The sequence below is a fragment of the Micromonospora sp. CPCC 205539 genome, from assembly GCF_036906815.1.
GTDB lineage: Bacteria > Actinomycetota > Actinomycetes > Mycobacteriales > Micromonosporaceae > Micromonospora.
In genome coordinates, this window is record NZ_JBAKHW010000050.1 from 15,641 (window position 1) to 38,379 (window position 22,739).

Annotated in this window: 24 protein-coding genes; 18 read left to right on the plus strand and 6 right to left on the minus strand. The window is 73.6% G+C overall.

Features of this window, described 5'->3' with window-relative positions; all coding sequences use genetic code 11:
* The first annotated feature begins 54 nt into the window (after positions 1-54).
* Both V6V47_RS28830 and V6V47_RS28835 read left to right on the plus strand, forming a co-directional pair.
* Positions 55-1,680 (plus strand): MinD/ParA family ATP-binding protein, encoded by a 1,626-nt coding sequence (locus tag V6V47_RS28830; RefSeq protein WP_334631549.1) that lies wholly within the window; start codon positions 55-57, stop codon positions 1,678-1,680.
* 39 nt (positions 1,681-1,719) lie between these two features.
* Positions 1,720-2,502, plus strand: coding sequence for a DUF2567 domain-containing protein (locus tag V6V47_RS28835; protein ID WP_334631550.1), 783 nt, complete (start codon positions 1,720-1,722; stop codon positions 2,500-2,502).
* Here the strand turns inward: V6V47_RS28835 and V6V47_RS28840 are convergent.
* Complete coding sequence (locus V6V47_RS28840) at positions 2,417-3,121, minus strand: LON peptidase substrate-binding domain-containing protein (protein ID WP_334631551.1); 705 nt, start codon at positions 3,119-3,121, stop codon at positions 2,417-2,419. The two genes, V6V47_RS28835 and V6V47_RS28840, sit on opposite strands and share 86 nt — an antisense overlap.
* A 106-nt stretch (positions 3,122-3,227) precedes the next feature.
* Between V6V47_RS28840 and hisD the strand changes: the two genes are divergently transcribed.
* The 12 genes from hisD to hisF all read left to right on the plus strand — a co-directional run bounded on the left by hisD (position 3,228) and on the right by hisF (position 11,381).
* On the plus strand, positions 3,228-4,556 hold the full coding sequence (gene hisD, locus V6V47_RS28845) for a histidinol dehydrogenase (RefSeq protein WP_334631552.1): 1,329 nt from the start codon (positions 3,228-3,230) through the stop codon (positions 4,554-4,556).
* Complete coding sequence (locus V6V47_RS28850) at positions 4,553-5,641, plus strand: histidinol-phosphate transaminase (RefSeq protein WP_334631553.1); 1,089 nt, start codon at positions 4,553-4,555, stop codon at positions 5,639-5,641. Before hisD ends, V6V47_RS28850 begins: the two co-directional genes overlap by 4 nt.
* Positions 5,638-6,249 (plus strand): imidazoleglycerol-phosphate dehydratase HisB, encoded by a 612-nt coding sequence (gene hisB, locus V6V47_RS28855; protein ID WP_109820540.1) that lies wholly within the window; start codon positions 5,638-5,640, stop codon positions 6,247-6,249. Before V6V47_RS28850 ends, hisB begins: the two co-directional genes overlap by 4 nt.
* Positions 6,249-6,422 (plus strand): hypothetical protein, encoded by a 174-nt coding sequence (locus tag V6V47_RS28860; protein WP_334631557.1) that lies wholly within the window; start codon positions 6,249-6,251, stop codon positions 6,420-6,422. The genes hisB and V6V47_RS28860 overlap by 1 nt, the downstream gene beginning before the upstream one ends.
* Positions 6,419-7,051, plus strand: coding sequence for an imidazole glycerol phosphate synthase subunit HisH (hisH, locus tag V6V47_RS28865; RefSeq protein WP_334631559.1), 633 nt, complete (start codon positions 6,419-6,421; stop codon positions 7,049-7,051). Before V6V47_RS28860 ends, hisH begins: the two co-directional genes overlap by 4 nt.
* A gap of 36 nt (positions 7,052-7,087) precedes the next feature.
* Positions 7,088-7,411, plus strand: coding sequence for a hypothetical protein (locus V6V47_RS28870; protein ID WP_334631561.1), 324 nt, complete (start codon positions 7,088-7,090; stop codon positions 7,409-7,411).
* A gap of 14 nt (positions 7,412-7,425) precedes the next feature.
* Positions 7,426-8,151, plus strand: a complete 726-nt coding sequence (priA, locus tag V6V47_RS28875; RefSeq protein WP_334631563.1) for a bifunctional 1-(5-phosphoribosyl)-5-((5-phosphoribosylamino)methylideneamino)imidazole-4-carboxamide isomerase/phosphoribosylanthranilate isomerase PriA — start codon at positions 7,426-7,428, stop codon at positions 8,149-8,151.
* Positions 8,148-8,537, plus strand: coding sequence for a RidA family protein (locus V6V47_RS28880; RefSeq protein ID WP_334631565.1), 390 nt, complete (start codon positions 8,148-8,150; stop codon positions 8,535-8,537). The genes priA and V6V47_RS28880 overlap by 4 nt, the downstream gene beginning before the upstream one ends.
* A 78-nt stretch (positions 8,538-8,615) precedes the next feature.
* Positions 8,616-9,062, plus strand: coding sequence for a MarR family winged helix-turn-helix transcriptional regulator (locus V6V47_RS28885; protein ID WP_334631566.1), 447 nt, complete (start codon positions 8,616-8,618; stop codon positions 9,060-9,062).
* A gap of 5 nt (positions 9,063-9,067) precedes the next feature.
* Positions 9,068-9,499, plus strand: a complete 432-nt coding sequence (locus V6V47_RS28890) for an organic hydroperoxide resistance protein (RefSeq protein WP_334631589.1) — start codon at positions 9,068-9,070, stop codon at positions 9,497-9,499.
* Positions 9,500-9,545: 46 nt separating this feature from the next.
* The gene (locus tag V6V47_RS28895) at positions 9,546-10,544 is read left to right on the plus strand and encodes an NADP-dependent oxidoreductase (protein WP_334631567.1); all 999 of its coding nucleotides are present in this window, start codon (positions 9,546-9,548) and stop codon (positions 10,542-10,544) included.
* A gap of 69 nt (positions 10,545-10,613) precedes the next feature.
* Positions 10,614-11,381, plus strand: coding sequence for an imidazole glycerol phosphate synthase subunit HisF (gene hisF, locus V6V47_RS28900; RefSeq protein ID WP_334631569.1), 768 nt, complete (start codon positions 10,614-10,616; stop codon positions 11,379-11,381).
* Between the two features lie 6 nt (positions 11,382-11,387).
* On the opposite strand, the gene V6V47_RS28905 is transcribed toward hisF, so the two are convergent.
* Together V6V47_RS28905 and yczE are read right to left on the minus strand one after the other, a co-directional pair.
* Positions 11,388-11,849 (minus strand): hypothetical protein, encoded by a 462-nt coding sequence (locus V6V47_RS28905; RefSeq protein WP_334631571.1) that lies wholly within the window; start codon positions 11,847-11,849, stop codon positions 11,388-11,390.
* A gap of 101 nt (positions 11,850-11,950) precedes the next feature.
* Positions 11,951-12,670, minus strand: coding sequence for a membrane protein YczE (gene yczE, locus V6V47_RS28910; protein ID WP_334631574.1), 720 nt, complete (start codon positions 12,668-12,670; stop codon positions 11,951-11,953).
* Positions 12,671-12,729: 59 nt separating this feature from the next.
* Between yczE and yczR the strand changes: the two genes are divergently transcribed.
* Positions 12,730-14,187, plus strand: a complete 1,458-nt coding sequence (gene yczR, locus V6V47_RS28915; RefSeq protein WP_334631577.1) for a MocR-like transcription factor YczR — start codon at positions 12,730-12,732, stop codon at positions 14,185-14,187.
* A 74-nt stretch (positions 14,188-14,261) separates the two neighbouring features.
* On the opposite strand, the gene V6V47_RS28920 is transcribed toward yczR, so the two are convergent.
* From V6V47_RS28920 to V6V47_RS28930, 3 genes are all read right to left on the minus strand, one after another.
* Complete coding sequence (locus V6V47_RS28920) at positions 14,262-16,088, minus strand: AMP-dependent synthetase/ligase (RefSeq protein WP_334631578.1); 1,827 nt, start codon at positions 16,086-16,088, stop codon at positions 14,262-14,264.
* Between the two features lie 139 nt (positions 16,089-16,227).
* Positions 16,228-17,106, minus strand: a complete 879-nt coding sequence (locus V6V47_RS28925; RefSeq protein ID WP_334631579.1) for a terpene synthase family protein — start codon at positions 17,104-17,106, stop codon at positions 16,228-16,230.
* A 199-nt stretch (positions 17,107-17,305) separates the two neighbouring features.
* Complete coding sequence (locus V6V47_RS28930; RefSeq protein ID WP_334631580.1) at positions 17,306-17,935, minus strand: TIGR03085 family metal-binding protein; 630 nt, start codon at positions 17,933-17,935, stop codon at positions 17,306-17,308.
* Positions 17,936-18,106: 171 nt separating this feature from the next.
* Between V6V47_RS28930 and V6V47_RS28935 the strand changes: the two genes are divergently transcribed.
* The 3 genes from V6V47_RS28935 (at position 18,107) to V6V47_RS28945 (ending at position 22,661) form a co-directional block, all read left to right on the plus strand.
* Positions 18,107-19,990: an ABC transporter ATP-binding protein gene (locus V6V47_RS28935; protein WP_334631581.1), complete on the plus strand. Its 1,884-nt coding sequence runs from the start codon at positions 18,107-18,109 to the stop codon at positions 19,988-19,990.
* 55 nt (positions 19,991-20,045) lie between these two features.
* On the plus strand, positions 20,046-21,818 hold the full coding sequence (locus V6V47_RS28940; protein ID WP_334631583.1) for an ABC transporter ATP-binding protein: 1,773 nt from the start codon (positions 20,046-20,048) through the stop codon (positions 21,816-21,818).
* 93 nt (positions 21,819-21,911) lie between these two features.
* Positions 21,912-22,661, plus strand: coding sequence for a DUF2470 domain-containing protein (locus V6V47_RS28945; protein WP_334631584.1), 750 nt, complete (start codon positions 21,912-21,914; stop codon positions 22,659-22,661).
* The last annotated feature ends 78 nt before the right edge of the window (positions 22,662-22,739 follow it).

Genomic DNA, 22,739 nt, shown 5'->3' on the forward strand with positions numbered 1-22,739 from the left:
TGCGTGCCCTGGTTCCGAATAGGGTTCCGTTCGTAGCCTTGCAGACGGAGATCGATGGCGCTGGGAGGGCGGGCCGTGGAGGGCAGTGAGACCGGCTGGGGCCGCCCGGCCGAACCAGCACCGCGGTGGCGGGCGCTGCTCGACCGCGCGCGGCTCGGTGGCCGTGGCGCTGACCAGGCCGAACCTGACCGCCACGCCGACGAACCACCGCCGGATCCACTGCCGCGACGCGCGGGCTCCAACGGCTTCGCCGGGCGGGCGCAGGCCGTCGGGCATCCCGCTGAGCTGTCGTACGGTGCGGAGCCGGGTTACCGGGCCGAGGCGAGCTACCGGGTCGATCCCGCCTACCGGGCGGAGCCGGACTATCGCGCCGAGCCGGCGTACCGGGCGGAGCCGGACTATCGCGCCGAGCCGGCGTACCGGGCGGAGCCGGACTATCGCGCCGAGCCGGCGTACCGGGCGGAGCCCGACTATCGCGCCGAGCCGGCGTACCGGGCCGAGCCGGATTATCGCGCCGAGCCGGGCTACCGGCCCGACCCGAGCTATCGCCCCGAGCCGACGTACCGGGCGGATCCGGAACCGCCGCCGCGCCGGGCCGAGCCGGTCGAGTCGCGCTACGCGCTGCTGGACAACGTCTACCGGGGCGGCAACCCGCCGGCCGAATCCCGGTACGCGTTGCTGGAGACCGGCTACCAGCCGGAGACCGGTTACCCGGCGGTGGCACCGACGGCGGTGCCGCAGCCCCCGCCCGTTCCGCCCGTCGCGCCGCCCCCGCCCATCGCGCCGCCGCCGGTCGCCCCGCCGGTCAGCTCCGCGCTCGCCGAGCGCGGCTACCCGGCGCGCGTCGAGTGGCGCCCGCAGAGCGCCGACGCGGAGCTGGAGCGGGCCACCGCGGTGCTCCGAAAGGACCTGGGCACCCCCCGGGTGTTCGCGTTCGCCAACCCCAAGGGCGGGGTGCACAAGACCACCGCGACCGTGCTCGCCGCGGCCACCGTCGGCAGTGTGCGCGGGCGGGGCGTGCTGGCCTGGGACGACAACGAGCTGCGCGGCACCCTCGGGCTGCGCGCCGGCAGCGCCCGGCACGCTCGGACCATCCGTCACCTGATCACCGAGCTGGCGCAGATCGAGATCCTGGACGGCGAGCCCCTGCTGGACCGGCTGGACGACTACCTGCGGCACGCCTCCGACGGCTCGTACGACGTGTTGGCCGGCGAGGAGAGCCCGCGCTTCGCCCAGCGCCTGGACCAGTTCACCGTCCGGCGGGTGCTGGAGTTGCTGCGGCGGACCCACGACGTCGTCTGCGTGGACACCGGCAACAACGTGGAGAGCGCCAACTGGCGCACCGTGATGCAGGCCGCCGACCAACTCGTGGTGACCACCGTGCCCCGTGAGGACGCGGCGTTCAGCGCCGACTGGATGCTCGACCTGCTGCACGAGGAGGGCATGGGTGAGCTGGCCGACAACGCCATCACCCTGATCTCCTGCCCGACCCCGGGCCGCTCGGCGCTGCAGGACGACCTGGAGCGGCACTTCGCCACCCGCACCCGCGCGGTGGCCGTCGTGCCGTACGACCCGGCGCTGGAGACCGGGTCGTCGATCGAGTATCACCAGCTTCAGCAGGAGACCCGCCACGCGTGGCTGCGCGCCGCGTCGGTGATGGTGGAGCCGTTCGCCCGGTGACCGTGCACGGCCCGGTCGGCGAGCTGAGAGGATCATCGGGTGAACCCCGACAGCCCCGAACCCGACCGGCCCGCGCCCACTGGTGACGTGCCGTCCTCACCCCCGGCGTCGGTGTACCCGGCGGCGGAGCAGAGCCCGGGCGCCTGGCCGCCGGTGTACGGACCCGCCGCGCCGCCGCGCCGTCCCGCGCGGATCGCGGCGATCCTGGTCGGCACCGTGCTCGTGCTGGCCGTGCTGGGTGCGCCGCTCGGGCTGCTGTGGGCCGCGCTGGCCCCGGCCACGCCGGTGCTCAAGACCCCGGAAGGGGCGATCTACGCCGACACGCAGCCGGAGCAGCCGATCGCGGCGGACGGCTGGTTCAGCCTGCTCGGGTTCGCCTTCGGGGTGCTCGCGGCGCTCGTCCTGTGGTTCGTGCTGCGCCAACGGCGCGGCCCGGTCGGGCTGACCGCCGCGGTGCTGGGCGCGCTGGCCGCCGCGCCGGTGGCCTGGCAGGTCGGGCGGCGGGTCGGGGTGGCCACCTTCGACCGGCTGCTGGCCACCGCTCCGGCCGGCCGAGCCTTCACCAAACCCGCCGACCTGCGGGCAGGCGGGGTCGACTGGGTGCTCGGCGTGCTGCCGGTGCCGCACGGCAACCTGCTGCTGCCGGCGTTCGGTGCCGCGCTCATGTACACCCTGCTGGCGGGTTGGTCGCGCTGGCCGTCGCTGCGGCCGGAGCCGGAGCCCGACCCGGCCGCGTTCAGTTGGGCGTCGGCGGGGACGCCAGCTCCGCCAGCGGCACCGGAACCGCCCGCACCTGGCGCAGCAGGGCCGCCTCGCGATTGAGCAGCCGCAGCTCGGCGCGGAGCCGGGCCGCGGTGTCGTCGATCGCCAGCAGCCGTTGCCGGTCGTCGACGGTGAGCGCCGCGGTCGCCGCCACCAGATGGGAGAGCACGGTCGGGTCCTCCGGAAGCTGCTCGGAGATCTCCTCCGGGTCGGACCGGATCAGGCCCAGGTATTGCCGGAACACCGCGATCACCCGGGCCGCCAGCAGGTCGGCCATGTCGTCCGGCCCGCCCGGCTCGGGCAGCCACTCGACCTCGGCCGTCAGGTAGGGCTCGGAGCGCTCGTCCACCTCGGTGACCCGGAAGCGGCGTCGGCCGACCGTGACGATGTCGAAGCCACCGTCGGCCAGCTCGGTCACCTGGCGCAGCTCGGCGGTGCAGCCCACCTCGTGCAGGGTGACGGCGCCGACGCTGGGCGTGGGCCGGCCACCGGGGCCGGTCGGCGCCACCTCCCAGCCGGCCTGGATGGCCACCACGCCGAACTCGCGTGGGGCCCCCTCGGGCAGGCCGACCAGGTGCCGGACCAGGGCCCGGTAGCGCTCCTCGAAGATGTGCAGTGGCAGCACCAACCCGGGAAAGAGCACTGTTGCGAGCGGAAACACCGGCAGCCGTGCGGTCACGTGGTCGAGCCTAGTCAATTGCGCGCGGGTCGGCGTGGCCCGGCTCACCGTCCCGTCGGATGGGCGGCGCGGATGGGCTGCGGACCGGCCGCCTAGACTCGCAAGGGTGCTGAATCGGATCGACCTGCGCAATGGTCTCGGTGACCCGCGCCGCCTGCTGCCCCGAGCCCAGCTTGACGTGTCGGTGGCCGTCGAGCGGATCCGCCCTCTGGTGGAGGCGGTCCGGGAGCATGGGTACCCGGCGATCCGGGAGGCCAGCGAGCGGTTCGACGGCATCTCTCCGGAGGTGCTGCGGGTGCCGGTCGAGGCGATCACCGAGGCCGAGGGGGTGCTCGACCCGGATGTGCGCGCCGCGCTGCTGGAGTCGATCGCCCGGGCCCGGCGGGTCCACGCCGACCAACGTCGCACCGAGCACACCACCCAGGTGGTGCCCGGCGGCACGGTCACCGAGCGGTGGCTGCCGGTCGACCGGGTCGGTCTCTACGTCCCTGGTGGGCTGGCGATGTACCCGTCGACCGTGGTGATGAACGTGGTGCCGGCCCAGGCGGCCGGGGTGCGCTCGCTGGTGGTGGTCAGCCCGCCGCAGAAGGACAACGGCGGCCTGCCCGACGCCCGGGTGCTCGCCGCGTGCGCGCTGCTCGGCGTCGACGAGGTGTACGCCGTGGGCGGCGCCCAGGCGGTGGCGATGCTGGCGTACGGCGCGGCGGTGGACCCGGCGGGCGAGGCGCGCTGTGCGCCGGTCGACCTGATCACCGGCCCGGGCAATATCTGGGTGACCGCCGCCAAGCGGCTGCTGCGCGGCGTGGTCGGCATCGACGCCGAGGCCGGCCCGACCGAGATCGCGATCCTGGCCGACGACACGGCCGACCCGGCGCACGTGGCCGCCGACCTGATCAGCCAGGCCGAGCACGACCCGCTCGCCGCGAGCGTGCTCGTCACCCCGTCGGTGGCGCTGGTCGAGGCGGTCGAGCGGGAGCTGGCCCGGCAGGTGCCGGCGACCAAGCACACCGATCGGGTGACCACCGCGTTGACCGGCGAGCAGAGTGGCGTGGTCCTGGTCGACGACCTCGAGGCCGGGCTGGGGGTGGTCGACGCGTACGCGGCCGAGCACCTGGAGATCCAGACGGCCGACGCCCGGGAGTGGGCGCTGCGGGTCCGCAACGCCGGGGCGATCTTCGTGGGCGCCTGGTCGCCGGTGTCGCTCGGCGACTACTGCGCCGGCTCCAACCACGTGCTGCCCACCGGCGGTTGCGCCCGGCACTCCTCCGGGCTGTCCGTGCAGTCCTTCCTGCGTGGCGTGCACCTGATCGAGTACACCGAGGCGGCGCTGCGCGAGGTGGCCCCCCACGTGGTCACCCTGGCCACCGTGGAGGACCTGCCGGCACACGGCCAGGCCGTCCAGGCCCGCTTCCCCGGGGGCGGGCCGGCGGCATGAGCAGTCTCGACGACCTGCCGATCCGCGACGACCTGCGCGGGCTGTCGCCGTACGGGGCGCCGCAGCTGGACGTGCCGGTGCGGCTCAACACCAACGAGAACTCCTACCCGGTGCCGGAGCCGGTGGTGGAGGCGATCGGCAAGGCGCTCGCGGCCGAGCTGCGCGAGCTGAACCGCTACCCGGACCGGGACGCGGTGGCGCTCCGCGCCGACCTGGCCGGATATCTGGGGCACGGGCTGACCGTCGAGCAGGTGTGGGCGGCCAACGGCTCCAACGAGATCCAGCAGCAGTTGCTCCAGGCGTTCGGGGGTCCGGGTCGCAGCGCGTTGGGCTTCGTGCCGGCGTACTCGATGCACCCGCTGCTGGCGCTCGGCACCGGCACCCGGTGGGTGCCGGCCCGGCGCGGTGTCGACTTCGGGCTGACCGCCGACGAGGCGGTGGCCCAGGTCCGTGAGCACCGGCCCGACGTGGTCTTCCTGTGCTCGCCGAACAACCCCACCGGCACGGCGTTGGATCCGGCGGTGGTCGCCGCGGTGCTCGACGCCGCGCCCGGCATGGTGGTGGTCGACGAGGCGTACGCCGAGTTCGCCCGACCCGGCACGGTCAGCGCCCTCGCCGTGCTGCCCGGGCACCCTCGGCTGGTGGTGACCCGGACGATGAGCAAGGCGTTCGGCTTCGCGGGCGGACGGTTGGGCTACCTGGCGGCGGACCCGGCGGTGGTGCAGGCGGTGCAGTTGGTGCGTCTGCCGTACCACCTCTCCGCGCTCACCCAGGCCGCCGCGCGCGCCGCGCTGGCCCACCGCGACGCCCTGCTCGGTACGGTGAGCGCGATCATGGTGCAGCGGGACCGGATCGTGGCGACGTTGCGCGAGCGCGGGTTGCGGGTCGCCGACAGCGACGCCAACTTCGTGCTCTTCGCCGTCGACGACGGGGACCAGGCCGACGCGTGGCGCGCCCTGCTGGCGCAGGGGGTGCTGGTCCGCGACGTGGGCCTGCCCGGCTGGCTGCGGGTCACCGCCGGCACCCCCGCCGAGACCGATGCCTTCCTTGTCGCGATGCAGAGACTGCCGAGAGGTGAGCAATGAGCCGGACCGCCCGGGTGGAGCGGATCACCAAGGAGACCAAGGTCCTCGTCGAGATCGACCTCGACGGCACCGGCACCGCCGAGATCAGCACCGGCGTCGGCTTCTACGACCACATGCTGCACCAGATCGCCCGGCACGGCGGCTACGACCTGACCGTGCGCACCGTGGGTGACCTGGAGATCGACGCGCACCACACCATGGAGGACACCGCGCTCGCCCTGGGTGCCGCGTTCGACCAGGCGCTGGGCGACAAGGCCGGCATCCGACGGTACGGCTCGGCGACGGTCCCGATGGACGAGGTGCTGGTCCGGGCCGCGGTGGACCTGTCCGGCCGGCCGTACGTGGTGCACGACGAGCCGGCGCTGGCGCCGTACATCGGGCCGGTGTACCCGACCAGCATGACCCGGCACATCTGGGAGTCCTTCGGCCAGGCGGCCCGGATCACCCTGCACGTCGACGTGCTGCGGGCTGCCCGGCCGGGCGGCCACCCGGACGCGCACCACGTGGTGGAGGCGCAGTTCAAGGCGGTCTCCCGGGCGCTGCGCGAGGCCACCGCGATCGACCCGCGGGCGGCGGGCGCGATCCCCAGCACCAAGGGTGCGCTCTGATGGGGGCGGCGCTGCCGACGTTGCTGCTGATCCTGGCCGGTGTGCTGGTGGGTGGGGCCTGGTCGTTGTACCGGCAGGACGCCCCCCGGGGCGCGGTGGTGGTCACCGGCCTGCTGGCCGTGCTGGCCACCGTCGGCGGGGTGCTCTGGCTGATCCCGACGGTGGGCTCGTGAGCGGCGTCGTGGTGCTCGACTACGGCTCGGGCAACCTGCGGTCGGCGGAGCGGGCGTTGGCCGCCGCCGGGGCCGACGTCCGGGTGACCGACGACCTCTCCGCCGCGGCCGACGCCGATGGTCTGGTGGTGCCCGGGGTGGGTGCGTTCGCCGCGTGCATGGCCGGGATCGACGCGCTCGGCGCCGGCCCGGTGATCGCGGAGCGGGTCGCCGCCGGTCGGCCGGTGCTCGGCATCTGCGTGGGCATGCAGGTGCTCTTCGAGCACGGCGACGAGCACGGCGTGGTGACCAAGGGGCTCGGTCTGCTGCCCGGCGGAGTGACCCGGCTGGCCGCCACCCGGTTGCCGCACATGGGCTGGAACACGGTCCGGGCGCCGGAGGCGTCGGTGCTCTTCGCCGGCCTGCCGGTGACGAGCCGCTACTATTTCGTCCACTCGTACGCGATGGGTGAGCCGGCCGCGCTGGCCGCCGCGGGTGCCACGGTGACCACGGCCCACCACGAGAGTGACTTCGTCGCCGCGGTGGAGCGCGGTCCGCTCTCGGCGGCCCAGTTCCATCCGGAGAAGTCCGCCGACACCGGTGCCGCGCTGCTGCGCAACTGGCTCGCCACGCTCCCCAGCGGTGGCTGAGCGTCGTCGCCCCGTGCCCGGTGGGCGGGGGCCACAGTGAGCCGCGAGCGCGCCCGCCGTCGGGCCGAACGCGAGGCGGAGCAGGCCCGGGAGCGGGCGGTCCGGCAGCGCCGGGTGGCCCGCCGGCAACGCCGCCGGGCCCTGGTCCGTACGTTGACACCACAGCTGCGGCGGGGTCGGTCGGGCCGGCTGGCCCGGCACACCCGCGGCGAGCGGGCCGCGATCGTGCTGCTCACCGGGGCGGCGATGATCCTGATCTGGACGTTCGTCGACGACCTGGCGTTGCGGATCGCGCTGATCGTCCTGCTGCTGCTCGTACTGCCGGCGATCGTCGTGATCGCCCTGGACCGTCGTACCTGATCGAGGAGAAGACTTTGAGCCTCACCCTCTTACCCGCCGTGGACGTCGCCGACGGCCGGGCCGTCCGGCTCGTGCAGGGCGCCGTCGGAAGCGAGAGCATCTACGGCGATCCGCTGGACGCCGCGCTCGCCTGGCAGACCGACGGCGCCGAGTGGATCCACCTGGTCGACCTGGACGCGGCGTTCGGCCGGGGCACCAACGCGCACCTGCTCGCCGAGGTGGTGCGTCAGCTCGACGTGAAGGTGGAGCTCTCGGGCGGCATCCGCGATGACGAGTCGCTGCGCGCGGCGCTGGGCACCGGCGCGGCCCGGGTGAACATCGGCACGGCGGCCCTGGAGGACCCGGTCTGGTGCGACCGGGTGGTGGGGGAGTACGGCGACCGGGTCGCCATCGGGCTGGACGTGCGTGGTCGTACCCTCTCCGCGCGGGGCTGGACCCGCGACGGCGGTGACCTGTACGAGGTGCTGGAGCGGCTGGACAAGGCGGGCGCCAGCCGGTACGTGGTCACCGACATCACCAAGGACGGCACGATGCGTGGGCCGAACCTGGACCTGCTGCGCGAGGTGTGCGCCCGTACCGACGCGCCGGTGATCGCCTCCGGCGGTGTGTCCACGCTGGACGACCTGCGGGCGTTGGCCAGCCTGGAGTCGGTCGGGGTGGAGGGCGTGATCGCCGGTAAGGCCCTCTACGCGGGCGCCTTCACGGTGGCCGAGGCGCTGCGGACTCTGGCCGAGGTGTGACGACCACGCGACTCGGCTCGGGCGGGCCGTGGGAGCAGCGGTTCGGCTACTCCCGGGTGGTCCGGGCCGGTGACCTCGCCTGGACGGCCGGTTGTACGGCCACGGTGGATGGCCGGGTGGTGCATGTCGGGGATGCCGCCGCGCAGACCGCGCAGGCACTGCGGATCGGGCTGGCCGCGCTCGCGGAGGTGGGTGCGGTGCCGGGCGATGTGGTCCGGACCCGGATGTACGTGACCGATCGGCTGCACGCCGACGAGGTGGGCCGGGCGCACAACGCCATCTTCGGCGCCGTCCGGCCGGTGGCGACCCTGGTGGTGGTCGCCGGCCTGCTGGACCCGGAGCATCTGGTCGAGGTGGAGCTGGAGGCGTACCTCGGCGATCGCTGAGGGCGGCTGTTCGCCGTCCTGGGCGCGGTTCTGGCCAGATAAGTTGTGCACAATTGAATTGTGGGCTACGGTTCACCGGTGACCGATGACCTGGTGCTGCGCCGGCAGGTGTGCTTCGCGCTCTACGCCGCGTCGCGCGCCCTGACCGACGTCTACCGGCCGATCCTCGAGGAGTTCGGGCTGACCTACCCGCAGTACCTGGTGCTGCTGGTGCTCTGGGAGCGCCCCGACGACGCCCCCACGGTCTCCGAGCTGGGCGCCGATCTGCGGCTGGATTCCGGCACGCTCTCTCCGCTGCTCAAGCGGCTGGAGGGGGCGGGCCTGGTGGTGCGGCGGCGGTCGGCGCGCGACGAGCGGCGGGTCGAGGTGGGCCTCACCGAGCAGGGCCGGGCGCTACGGCAGCAGGTGGACGAGGTCCCCATGCAGATCGCCCGGGCCACCGGGCTGGGCACCGCCGACCTGATCGCGTTGCGCGACACCCTCACCCGGGTCACCGACACCATCCACCGACAGAAGGAGCAGTGACCACCATGCAGGTCCTCTACACCGCATCCGCCACGGCCAGCGGCGACGGCCGGGACGGCCACGTCGAGACCTCCGACGGCACGTTCACCCTCGACCTTGCCGTGCCCAAGGAGATGGGTGGCGCCGGTGGCGCGGCGAACCCCGAGCAGCTCTTCGCCGCCGGCTACGCGGCCTGCTTCCACGGCGCGCTGCGGCTGGTGGCGCGGCGGGCGAAGGCCGACGTGACCGGCTCGGTCGTCGCCGCCGAGGTGGGCATCGGCCCGAACGGCAGCGGCGGGTTCGGGCTCACCGTCCAGCTCGTCGTCGACCTGCCCGCCGTGCCCCGGGACGCCGCCGAGCAGTTGGTCGAGCAGGCCCACCAGGTCTGCCCGTACTCGAACGCCACCCGCGGCAACATCGACGTGGCGCTGACCGTCCGCGAGACCCAGGCGGCGTGACGTCGTCCAGCCAGCCCCCGACCGCGGACGAGAGGACGACCATCCCGTGACCAGCAACCGTGAGATCCACCTGGCCAGCCGCCCCCAGGGTTGGCCCACCGAGGAGAATTTCCGGCTCGTCGAGACCGACGTCCCGACGCCCGGCCCGGGCCAGATCGTGGTGCGCAACCAGTACATGTCGGTCGACCCGTACATGCGTGGGCGGATGAACGACGCCAAGTCGTACGTGCCGCCGTTCGCGCTCGACGCACCGCTCGACGGCGGCGCGGTCGGCGAGGTGGTGGCCAGCGAGGCCGAGGGCGTCAGCGTGGGCGACACCGTGCTGCACGGGCTGGGTTGGCGCGAGTACGCGCTGCTCAACGCCACCTCCGCCCGCAAGGTCGACCCGAGCGTCGCACCGGTCAGCGCGTACCTCGGCGTGCTCGGCATGCCCGGGCAGACCGCGTACGCCGGGCTGCTGGAGGTCGCCGCCATGAAGCCTGGCGAGACGGTCTTCGTCTCGGCCGCGGCCGGTGCGGTGGGCAGCCTGGTCGGCCAGATCGCCAAGCTCAAGGGTGCCGGTCGGGTGATCGGCAGCGCCGGTTCGGCGGCGAAGGTCGAGCGGCTGCGGGCGCTGGGCTTCGACGCGGCCTTCGACTACCACGACGGGTCGGTGCGCGACTCGCTGAAGGCGGCCGCCCCGGACGGCGTCGACGTCTACTTCGACAACGTGGGCGGCGATCACCTGGAGGCCGCGATCTCGGCGATGAACCTGCACGGTCGGATCGCCATCTGCGGCATGATCGCGCAGTACAACGCGACCGAGGCGCCGGCGGCGCCGCGCAACCTGTCGTCGGTCATCGGCAAGCGGCTGACCCTGCGCGGCTTCCTGGTCAACGACCACAACAACGTGCGCGACGCGCTGGTCCGCGACGTCGCCGGCTGGCTGAGCGACGGCCGGCTCTCCTACGACGAGACGGTCATCGACGGCATCGAGAACGCCCCGGCGGCGTTCCTCGGGGTACTGCGGGGCGAAAACCTGGGCAAGATGCTCGTCCGGGTCTGAGCAAGGACACGCACGATGGCCGGCCACGTGGCCGGCCATCGTCGTTTCGCGAAAGGATAGGCTCGCGGCATGTCGGTGGCGGTGCGGGTGATCCCCTGTCTGGACGTGGACGCCGGGCGGGTGGTCAAGGGGGTCAACTTCCTCGACCTGCGCGACGCCGGTGACCCGGTGGAGCTGGCCGCCGCCTACGACCGGGCTGGCGCGGACGAGCTGACCTTCCTCGACGTCACCGCGTCCTCCAGTGACCGGGGCACCATGCTCGACGTGGTCCGCCGCACGGCCGAGTCGGTGTTCATCCCGCTGACCGTCGGCGGTGGGGTCCGCCAGGTCGCCGACGTCGACACGCTGCTGCGCGCCGGCGCGGACAAGGTCGGCGTGAACACCGCCGCCATCGCCCGGCCGGAGTTGATCGCCGAGATCGCCGACCGGTTCGGCCGGCAGGTGCTGGTGCTCTCCCTCGACGTACGCCGCGCACCGGCCGGCACCACGCCCAGCGGCTTCGAGGTCACCACACACGGCGGCCGGCGTGGCACCGGGATCGACGCGGTGGACTGGGCGCAGCGGGGCGCCGAGCTGGGCGCGGGGGAGATCCTGCTCAACTCGATGGACGCCGACGGCACCAAGGCGGGCTTCGACCTCGCGCTGATCGGCGCGGTGCGGGCCGTGGTGGAGGTGCCGGTGGTGGCCAGCGGCGGTGCCGGCGAGGTGGCCCACTTCCCACCCGCGATCGGCGCCGGCGCGGACGCGGTGCTCGCCGCCAGCGTCTTCCACTTCGGCGAGCTGACCGTGGCCGAGGTCAAGGACGCGCTGCGCCGTAGCGGTCACCCGGTGCGCTGACCCCGATCAGCGCCCGCCGGAGTGGCCCTCCGGTGAACGCCGGGGCGTGGGAATCGAGCGGACCGCGTACTCCTGGACGGCCGCCGCGTGGTCGGCCTCGTCCAGGCTCCACTCGGCGCTGCCCGGCGCGTGCCGGCGGCCCAGGACGCCCTGGACCGTGTCCACTGTGGTGGCCAGCCCGGCGCTGGGTCGGCTGCGCCAGAGTCGTTCGCCCTCGTCGGTGATCCGGAACCAGCCGTCGGCGACGCTGACCAACCCCGCACCGACCAGCCGTCGGACCGCGATCTCGACCTCGTGCCGCTGCGGAATCGCCCGGTTGAGGTGGTCCGCTGTGGAGAGCACGTCGGTCAGGCGTACCCCCTCTGGCCGGCGGCTCGCCGCGGCCCTGCGGTGCCGTCCGTCGCCGCTCGCGATGACCAGCGACACGAAGATCCAGGCGTCCGTCCGGCGCCATCCGTTCTCCCCCATGAAGAGATGATGACGGCGAGCGACGCGGAAGGGAACACCTCCCCACCATCCTGCGTTCTGTACCACCACGGAGTGCCGGTCGGCGGACGGTTGGTGAGCGGTCAGCCGGCCGGAGCCGGCGGCGCGATGGGCCCCGGGGTGCCGCCCTCCGACCCGCGTCCGGTGCCCTCGGAGCCGGCCGCGCGGGTCTCCGGATCGGTCGCGGAGGCTTCCGCGTCGGGCACCGCGACCAGGGGCATGAAGAGCTGCGCCAGCGGACCGATGGCCAGCGCGTACGCGACGGTGCCGACACCGACCGTGCCACCGAGCAGCCAGCCGAGCCCGAGCACGGTGACCTCGATGAGCGTGCGCACCAGCCGGATCGACCAGCGGGGGTGGCGGGCCACGAAGCCGGTCATCAGTCCGTCGCGCGGGCCGGGGCCCAGCCGGGCGCCGATGTAGAGGGCGGTCGCGGCGCCATTGGCGACGATGCCGGTGACCAGCAGCACGATCCGGACGCCGAGCGGGCCGCCGGCCGGCATCAGGGCCAGCGTCGCGTCCACCACCAGACCAATCACCACCACGTTGCTGACCGTGCCGAGGCCGGGCCGCTGCCGCAGCGGGATCCAGAGCAGCAGCACCAGCGCGCCGACCACGATGGTGACGGTGCCGATGGTGAGCCCGGTCAGCTTGGACAGCCCCTGGTGGAACACGTCCCACGGGTCGAGGCCGAGGTCGGAGCGGACCATGAGGGCCATGCTGATCCCGTACAGGGCGAGCCCGGCGTAGAGCTGGGCCAGCCGTCGCGCCGGCCGGTGCCGCAGATTGCCAATCAGTGCCATGCGTGCCACCCTAAGGGCCAATCCTCCCGGAGGAAGAAGCCAATATCGGAGGAGTGGCCATGGCGGGTGAGGTGCGCGGCGTCCAATTGGCCCGCCTGCTCGGGCAGTGGCATGCCCTCCCCGGCCGCCGCCGCAGTCCCGACTACGCCGCGCTGGCCGGCGCGGTACGAGGGCTGCTCGCCGACGGTCGGTTGCCGCTGGGCGTCCGCCTGCCGGCCGAACGGGAACTGGCCGAGGCGCTGCGGATCAGCCGCACCACGGTCACCGCCTCGTACCGGCAGTTGCGCGAGACCGGCCACCTCGCCAGTCGTCGCGGCGCCGGCAGCTGGACCATGCTGCCCGGCAACCACCGGGTGGCCAGCACCGGCCTGTGGACCCCGCTGGACGACCGCGAGATGATCGACCTCGGCGTCGCCGCGCTGGCCGCCCCGCCGCAACTGCTGACGGCCGCTCGGGCCGCTGCCGAGGACCTGCCCCGCTACCTGGGTGGAGCCGGCTACCACCCGACCGGCATCATCGAGCTGCGCGAGGCGGTCGCCGCCGGGTACGCCGCCCGGGGCCTGCCCACCTCGGCCGACCAGATCATGGTCACCAGCGGCACCCAGCACGCGTTGGATCTGGTGCTACGGCTCGCACTGACCCCCGGTGGCAGCGTGCTGGTCGAGTCGCCGACCTACCCCAACGCCCTCGCCGCGCTGGCCGGCCGACGAGCCCGGATCACCACCCACGGCCTGGCCGCCGACGCCGGCGGTTGGGAATCCGACCTGTTGCTGGGCAGCCTGCGGCAGACCCGGCCCATGCTGGCCTACCTCATCCCGGAGTTCCAGAACCCGACCGGGCACCTGATGCCGGCGTCGCTGCGTGAGCGGGTGGTGGCCGCCGCCCACGCCGTCGGCACCGACCTGATCGTCGACGAGTCCTTCGTGGACCTGCCACTGGACGGCACCGAGCTGCCCCCGCCCACGGCCACCTTCGACCGGCACTCGCGGGTCGTGTCGATCGGCGGGATGAGCAAGCCGTACTGGGGCGGCCTCCGGATCGGCTGGGTGCGCGCCTCGGCGCCGCAGGTGCAGCGGCTGGCCGCCGTCCGGGTCGGCGTGGACATGGCCAGCCCGGTGCTGGACCAACTGGTCGCGGTGCACCTGCTCGCCGACGCGGAGGCAATCGTCGCGGACCGCCGCGTCCAGCTCGCCGCGCAGCGCGACGCACTGCTCGACGCGGTCGCGCATCGGCTGCCGGACTGGCGGGTGACCGTACCGCGGGGCGGCGTGACGCTCTGGGCCGAGCTGGACGGCCCGGTCTCCAGCGCGCTGGCCCGGGCCGCGGAGGAGGTCGGCGTCCGGCTGGCGCCCGGCCCCCGCTTCGGCCTGGACGGCACCCTGGAGCGCTTCCTGCGGCTGCCGTTCACGCTGCCCGCCGCCGACCTGGTGGAGGCGGTCGGGCGGATCGCCGCGGTCCGCTACGACCTGGACCGCACCGGCCGCCAGCGGTGGCGGGAGCCCGCCGTCATCGCCTGAGGTCCGTCGGGTAGCAGGAGCGAAGACGCCGGTGGCCCCGTGCCCGGGTGGGCGCGGGACCACCGGCGGTCGGCTCAGATCTCGGCGAGGGAGCCGGCGTACATCTTGTCGATCTCGGCGGCGAAGTTGCTCTCCACGCCGCGCCGCTTGATCTTCAACGACGGCGTGATCTCGCCGTCCTCGATGGTCAGGTCGCGCGGCAGGATGGCCACCTTCTTGATGGTCTCCCAGCGGTTGAGCTTGGCGTTGAGCTGGGCGACGTACTCCTCGACCATCGCCAGGGCCTCCGGCGAGGCGACGATGGCGGCGTAGTCGCGGCCCTCCAGTGGACCGCCGGCCACCCAACCCCGGATCGCGTCCGGGTCGAGGGTGACCAGCATCGTGCAGAAGTTGCGGGCCTGACCGACCACGACCGCCTGCGAGGTGTACGGGCAGATCGCCTTGAACATCCCCTCGATGTGCGACGGCGCGATGTACTTGCCGCCCGAGGTCTTGACCAGGTCCTTCTTGCGGTCGGTGATGCGCAGGTAGCCCTGCTCGTCGAGGCTGCCGATGTCACCGGTGCGGAAGAAGCCGTCCTCGGTGAACGCGGCGGCGGTCTCCTGCGGCAGGTTGTGGTAGCCGCGCATGACCGGCCGGCCGCGGACCAGGATCTCCCCGTCGGTGTCGATCTTGCACTCCAGGTCGCCCATCGCCCGGCCCACCGTGCCGATCCGCAGCCCCGAAGGCGGGTTGACGAAGTTGCCGGCGCTGGTCTCGGTCAGGCCGTAGCCCTCGGAGATCGGCAGGTTGGCGGCGGCGAAGAAGGTGGCGATCTCCGGGCTGAGTGGAGCGGCGCCGGAGACCAGCACCCGCATCCGGCCGCCCAGGCGGGCCTGGAGCTTGCTGAACACCAGCTTCTCGGCCAACCCGTAGCGCAGCTTCAGCCCGGCCGGCACCGGCTTGCCGGCCTGCTCCAGGGCGACCTTCTCCTTGCCGACCCGGACGCCCCAGCCGAAGATCTTCGCCTTCGCGCCGCCGGCACCCTGCGCGGTGGTCACCGCGCGGTTGTAGACCTTCTCGAAGACCCGGGGAGCGCCGCACATCAGCGTCGGCCGGATCACCGAGAGCAGGTCGACCAGCTTGTCCACCCGCCCGTCGACGTAGGTGGGCAGGCCGACGTGGATGGCACCGCAGAGCAGCGTCTTGCCGAACGAGTGGGCCAGCGGCAGCCACAGGTACTGCAGGTCGTCGTCGCGCAGCAGCCCGACCTCGGCCTGCGCCACGGCCTCCCAGCACCAGCCGCCGTGCAGCAGCTCGACGCCCTTGGGTTGGCCGGTGGTGCCGGAGGTGTAGATCAGGGTGGCCAGGTGATCCGGGCCGATGCCGGCCACGAGCATGTCGATCAGGTCCGGCTCGGTGGCCAACGTCCGGGTGCCCCGCTCCTCCAGCTCTGCCAGGGTGAGTTGGGGGATGGCGGCGGACGGGTCGGTGGCACCGTCGAGGAGCACCACGTGGGTCAGTGCCGGCAACTCGGCACCGGCGATCTTGGCAGCCTGGGCCGGATTTTCCGCGAACAGCACCTTCGACGCGGAGTCGGCGATGATGAACGTCGCGTCCGCCGGCTCGGTGGTCGGGTAAACGGTGGTGGTCGCGCCGCCGGCGCACATGATGCCGAGGTCGGCGACCACCCAGTCCAACCGGGTGTTGGCGATGATCGCGACCGGGTCCTCCTGGCCGACGCCCAGGCCGTGCAGGCCGGCGGCGACCGCCTTGGCGCGCTGGCCGACCTGGGCCCAGGTCAGCCAGACGGGCCCCGAGTCGTCGGGGGCCGGGGACGCGAACGCGTGCTGGTCGGGGGTGGCCGCCACGCGCTTGAGGAACATGTCCGGGATGGAGCGGTACGGTACATCGAGAGCCATCGCTGTAGCCGCCTTCGGGGGTGGTGGCGTGACGGTCATCACGTCATAGTGGTTACCGAAGAGTATTGCGTGGCACCGGGCATCGGCTAGCCCCTGGTGATCGTCCGACGGGCCCGTCCCGCCACCTACGAGGATCGGATCAGGCGTATCGGGCGGCGACCAGTGACCATTCGTAGGTGGCCCGGACCCAGTTGCGCCGGGCGGCGAGTGCCGGGCGCAGCCCGTCGATCCCGCTGGCCAGCAGCGCGTCCTCCGCGGCCAGGTACGCCGTCAGACCCTGGTTGAACCGTTCCGCCGCCGCCCGCAGCGCGCCCGCCTCGTCCGTGCCGCTCTCCTGGGCGATCACCGTCACCAGGTTGTGCGCGTCCGGCGCGACCCGACTCTCCTTGCCGTAGGAGAAGACGTCGTTGCACCAGCAGACCAGGTCCACCGCCAGCAGGTCCAGGGCCACCAACGCCGGCTCGGCGTCCCGGGCCGGCTCGGGTGGCTCCTTGAACGCCAACTCGGTCAGGGTGAGGCAGGCGTGCACGGCGCCGGTGTGCCGCCGCATCTGCACGTACTCCGCCACCTCGGGCACCCGCCGCCGCTCCCGGTTGGCCGCCTCCCAGAGCAACGCCAGCAGGTACTCCCGTACCTGGCTGACGAACTGGAGCAGCAGGGCCGGCCGGCCCTGCGCCCGGGTCCGGCGGCAGAGGTCGTGCAGCGCCTCGCCGAGCGGGCCGCTGCCGGTCGGCGGCGGGCTGACCGGGCTGCCGCACCGGTCGAGCACGTCGAGCAGGCCCCCGATCGCCGGCGCCAGCCGGCCCGGATCGGCACCGAGGCCGTCCTCGTCGCACGCGTCGTCCATCACGAAGAGCCAGGAGATCAGGTCAGTGAGCAGCCGCAGCCCGTCCACCGGGCCGTCCGGATAGGCCCGGCCGGCCAGGCCGGCGGCGTCCGCCCGTTGCAGCCGGTGGGCTCGATGTCCGGAATCGATCAGCCCGAACGCGCGCGCCCATTCAATGCTCTCGCTCGCCACTCGATCGGCAGCCTGATGGCGCCCTCCTGGAAAGGAGGGTTCCCGCAGCGCCGAGATTGCGAAACCTCGCATGGTCCGCCCCCACATCAAGCCGCCCCGGCGCGGAACGGCGCGGTGAAGCGTACGGGAGCAGGGATCGGTGTGGGTCGCTGGGCGTGGTGCAATCCACAATTTGCAGCGACCGATTAAGTGCACACAGTCACATGCCCAGGTTGGCGTTCCGTAGCTGTCGGGCGGCGGCCGCCGGACCGTCCAGCTGCACCCGGGCCACCCGTTGCCGGCCGGAGAGGAACAGCGCCAGCTCGGCGGGCGCGCCCACCACCCGCAGCGGCTCACCGCCGCGGCCAACGGAGATCTCCCCGTGCCCGGGGGCCTGCACGTACAGATCCGCCGGGAAGCGGCGCAGCGTCAGCCGGGCCAGCGGACCGACCCGCTTCCAGAGCGCGGCCTGCAGGCCCGGCGGCAGCTCGCGCGGTCGCCATCCGGGGCCGGCCCGCCGCACGTCCTCGTGGTGGATGAAGAACTCCATCGTGTTGACCAGCTCGTCGGCCAACGGGTTGCTCACCGGACTCCAGACCGGCGGGCGGCGTACCTGCGCCACCAGCTCCGCGTACGGGCGGGCGGCGAGCCGGAGACGGACCCGCTCGGCGTACCCGCGCAGCGGCGGCAGGAGGAGCCCGCTGGCCGCGTCCGGCCGGCGCTCCCGCACCAGCAGGTGGGCGGCGAGGTCCCGGGTCACCCAGCCCTCGTTGATCGTCGGCGCGTCCGGCCCGAGGGCCAGCAGGAGATCCGCGAGCGCTTCGCGCTCGGCTCGGGCGTACCGCGGCATGGCCCGATCGTAGGCCCGGCCGCCGACAACCGCGCGACGGCGGATGCCGGCCCGGCGCCGCCGCTCGCCGCTGCCCGTTACGTGACGGTCGACATATCCCGCCCGGTCGGCGACGCTGGCCCCGACCAGTAAGGATGAGGGAGATAATTGCGGCTTACGGCGGGGGAGAGCGTGGCAAGCAAGACAAGTCGGGATGTGCTCGGCCGGGGGATGGGGGTCCTCGGGCGGGCGATCCGGGAGCAGCCACGGATCTTCACGGTCGCGGTGGTCGGCAGTGTGCTGTTCGGCTCGATGGTCATCGTCAGCGCGTACGTGGTCGGCGGGGTCGTCGGCGACGTGGTGGTGCCGGCCATCGCCCGCGGTGAGGTGGCCACCGGCACCCTCGCGCTGGCGGCGGTCGCGCTGTTCGGGATCAGTGTGCTGCGGGTGGTCGGCATCTTCGGTCGCCGGCTCGGCGCCGGCTACATGCAGTACCGCCTCCAGGCCGCCTACCGCCGCCGGGTCACCCGCCGCTACCTGGACCTGCCGCTGTCCTGGCACCACCGCAACAACACCGGCACGCTGCTCTCCAACGCCAACTCCGACGTGGAGGCGGCCTGGTACCCGATCGCGCCGCTGCCCTTCGCGGTCGGCACCCTGGTGATGCTGGTCGGCGCGATCGTCTCGCTGTTCGTCACCGACTGGGCGCTGGCCCTCGTCGGCCTGGCGGTCTTCCCCGCCCTCTTCGCGTTGAACGTGGTCTACTCCCGCCGGATGGCGCCCCGGCAGGCCCGGGCGCAGCGGCTGCGCGCCGAGGTCAGCGGCATCGCCCACGAGAGCTTCGACGGCGCCCTCGTGGTCAAGACGATGGGCCGCGAGGCACAGGAGACGGCCCGCTTCGCCGGACGCGCCGGCGAGCTGCGTGACGCGCTGATCGCGGTCGGCCGGCTACGCGGGGTCTTCGACCCGTTGCTGGAGACGCTGCCCAGCCTCGGCACCCTCGCGGTGCTGGTGGTCGGCGCGTTCCGGCTGCGGCAGGGCGCGATCAGCGTCACCGAGCTGGTCAGCGTCGCCTTCCTCTTCACCGTGCTGGCCTTTCCGGTGCGGGCCATCGGCTGGGTGCTGGCCGAGCTGCCGCGCAGCGTCGCCGGCTGGGACCGGGTCAGCCGGGTGCTCGACGCCACCGGCGAGATGCCGTACGGGCAGCGGGTGCTCGACCCGGCCACGCAGGGCCCGGCCTCGCTCACCTTCACCGACGTGCACTTCTCCTACCCGCCGGCCGAGGCGCACCAGCCGGGTGCACAGGTGCTCGGCGAGGTCGGCTTCACGGTGCCGGCCGGGCGAACGGTGGCCCTGGTCGGGCCGACCGGCGCCGGCAAGTCCACCATCGCCTCGCTGGCGGTACGCCTCGTCGACCCGGACCTCGGCACCGTCGCGCTGGACGGGGTGGACGTGCGTGAGCTGACCGCCGCGTCGCTGGCCGGCACGGTGGCGCTGGTCGCCCAGGTGCCGTTCATCTTCGACGACACCGTCCGGGCCAACATCGCCCTGGACCGGCCCGGCATCGATGACGAGGCCGTCTGGGCGGCGCTACGGCTGGCCGAGGCGGACGGTTTCGTCGCGGCGCTGCCCGACGGGCTGGACACCATGGTCGGCGAGCGGGGCACCTCGCTCTCCGGCGGGCAGCGGCAGCGACTGACCCTGGCCCGCGCGCTGGCCGGCCGGCCGCGCCTGCTGGTGCTCGACGACGCGACCAGCGCCGTCGACCCCCGGGTGGAGGCGGCCATCCTGGCCGGGCTGCGCTCCTCGGGGGCCGAGCCCGGAGTCCCGGCCGCGTCGATCATGGTGGTGGCGTACCGCCGGGCCACCATCGCGCTGGCCGACGAGGTCATCTACGTGGAGCAGGGGCGGGTGGTCGCCCGGGGGACGCACACCGAGCTGCTGGCCACCGTGCCCGGCTACGCCGACCTGGTCACCGCCTACGAGCAGGCGGAGGTCGACCGCGCGCAGGAGCGTCCGTACGACGACGAGGTCGCTCCGCTGCCCTCTGGTCTGGAAATCGAGGTGGACCGGTGAGCGCGAGGAGTGCAGCGAAGCGGAGCCCCGCAGTCACGAGCGAAAGGCGGGCCCGGTGAGCGTGGACAAGCAGGAGCCAACAGAGACGACCTGGCAGACGCTGCGCCGAGGATTGGCGCTCTCGCCCGAGCTGCGGACGGGGCTGGCCGGCACGCTGGGCCTGGCGCTGGTCTACATGGTCGGCCGGGTGGCCGTGCCGGTCGCCGTCCAGCAGGGCATCGACAAGGGCATCATCGGCGGCCTGAACCTGGATGTGGTCTGGTCGGTGGTGGTGATCACCGCGGCGATCCTCACGGTGACCACGGTCTGCGGCTACCTGATGATGCGTCGGCTGTTCACGGTCAGCGAGACGGCGCTGGCCAACGTACGGACCAGGGCGTTCCGGCACGTGCACGACCTGTCGATGCTGCACCAGCAGTCGGAGCGCCGCGGCTCGCTGGTGTCCCGGGTGACCAGCGACGTCGACCAGATCACCCAGTTCCTCCAGTGGGGCGGGGTGATCCTGCTGGTCAACCTCGGCCAGTTGGTGGTCACCACCATCGTGATGCTGGCGTACTCCTGGCAGTTGACCCTGGTGGTGCTCGCCGCGTTCCTGCCGGCCGTGTTCGTGATCCGGCAGCTGCAACGCCGCCTCGGCGGGGCGTACGCGACGGTGCGGCAGCGCACCGGCGCCCTGCTCGGCGCGATCGGCGAGAGCGTGGTGGGCGCGCCGGTGATCCGGTCGTACGGCATCGCGGGGCGCACGGCGCGGCGGCTCGACGAGGCCATCGACGCTCAGCGCCTGGCGCAGCAGCGGGCGATCCGGATCAGCATCGTGGGCAGCTCGGTCGGCGAGCTGGCCGCCGGGTTGGCGCTGGCCGGCGTGGTGGTGCTCGGGGTGACCCTCGGGGTCGACGGCACGCTGTCGATCGGCCAGCTGACCGCGTTCCTGTTCCTGGTGACGCTCTTCATCCAGCCGGTGCAGATCGCCACCGAGGTGCTCAACGAGGCGCAGAACGCGATCGCGGGCTGGCGGCGGGTTCTGGACGTGCTGGATGTCGCCCCCGACGTGGCCGACCCGGGTGAGCAGGGGCGGGACCTGCCGGGCGGGCCGCTGGACATCCGGTTCGCCGGAGTGCGGTTCGCCTACCCCGGTGGGCCGCCGGTGCTGCACGACATCGACCTGGAGATCCCGGCGAAGAGCCGGGTGGCGGTGGTCGGCGAGACCGGCAGCGGAAAGACGACCTTCGCCAAGCTGCTCACCCGTCTGATGGACCCGTCGGCGGGCGCGGTGCTGCTGTCCGGGGTGCCGCTGGCGGACGTCCGATTCGACTCGCTGCGGTCCCGGGTGGTGATGGTGCCGCAGGACGGGTTCCTCTTCGACGCGACGGTGGGGGAGAATGTCCGGTTCGCCCGGCCGGAGCTGACCGATGAGCAGCTCACCGCGGCGTTCACCGAGTTGGGCCTGGCGGACTGGCTGGACGGCCTGCCGGCGGGCCTGGCGACACCGGTCGGCGAGCGCGGTGAGGCGCTCAGCGTCGGGGAGCGGCAGCTCGTCGCGCTGGCCCGGGCGTACGTGGCCGACCCGGACCTGCTGGTGCTGGACGAGGCGACCAGCGCGGTGGACCCGGCGACCGAGGTGCGGCTGCAACGCACCCTGGACGCGGTCACCCGTGGTCGGACCACCCTGGCCATCGCGCACCGGCTCTCCACGGCGCAGGCCGCCGACGAGGTGATCGTGGTGGACCGGGGGCGGATCGTGCAGCGCGGCTCGCACGACGAGCTGGTCCGCGACGCCGACTCGGTCTACGGCCTGCTCTACGCGTCCTGGCTGGAGCAGACCCGGTAACGGACCGGTCTCCGCGCCGTTGTGGTGGACGTCGCTGGCCGGGTGCTCTACGCTCCGGGTTAGGTAAGCCTAACCTCCGAAGGAGGTCGCGCCATGCGGCCCAGTCCCGCCGAGACCGTCCGTACCCTCGTCGCCGGTCGGCTGCCCGGTCTCGTCCACCTGGCCCACCGGCCGGGCCCGCACCACGCCCGGCACGTGACCGACCCGGACGGACGGGTGCTGCTGCTGGTGCCGGTGGCCAGCAACCTGGCCGCCGCGTTGCGCCCGGCCACCGGGGACACCGACGTCGCGGTGGTGCTCGACGTGCTGGACCTGCCGCCCGCGGCCGGCGCCCCGGGGCTCGGCCGGGCCTGGGTCTCCGGCTGGGCGGCCGAGCTGCACGGCGCGGAGGCCCGGAGCGCGGCGGTGGACTTCGCCGCGGTGGAGCCGACCGGCGACCTGCTCGATCTGGGCACCCGGTTCCGGCTGTTCCGGTTCGAGGTGGTCGAGGTCCGCTGGGAACGCGCCGGCACCGTGCGGCGGATCGACCCGGGGGAGTACGCCGAGGCCGAGCCGGACCCGGTGCACCCGGTCGAGGCGCGGCTGCTGGCCAACCTCGCCGAGCGCGACGTCGCCGAGCTGACCGAGTACCTGCGCCGGCAGCTCGGGCTGACCGAGCAGACCCCGGACGGCCCGCCCCGGGTGGTGCGCATCGACCGTTACGGGCTGGTGGTCGCCCTCGGCAGGCCCGGTGCCCGGCGTCGGGTCCGGCTGGCCTTCCCAGGCCCGGTGGCGGACCCGGCCGAGCTGGGTCGGTTGCTGCCACCACTGCGCAGCCCGGCCACCGTCCCTCCGCCGCGCTGACCCCGCCCCGACCCCCGCCCGCCCCCGCACCGCCCGCTCCGCCGCCGCCCGCCCCGCGCCGCCCGCCCCGCGCCGCCC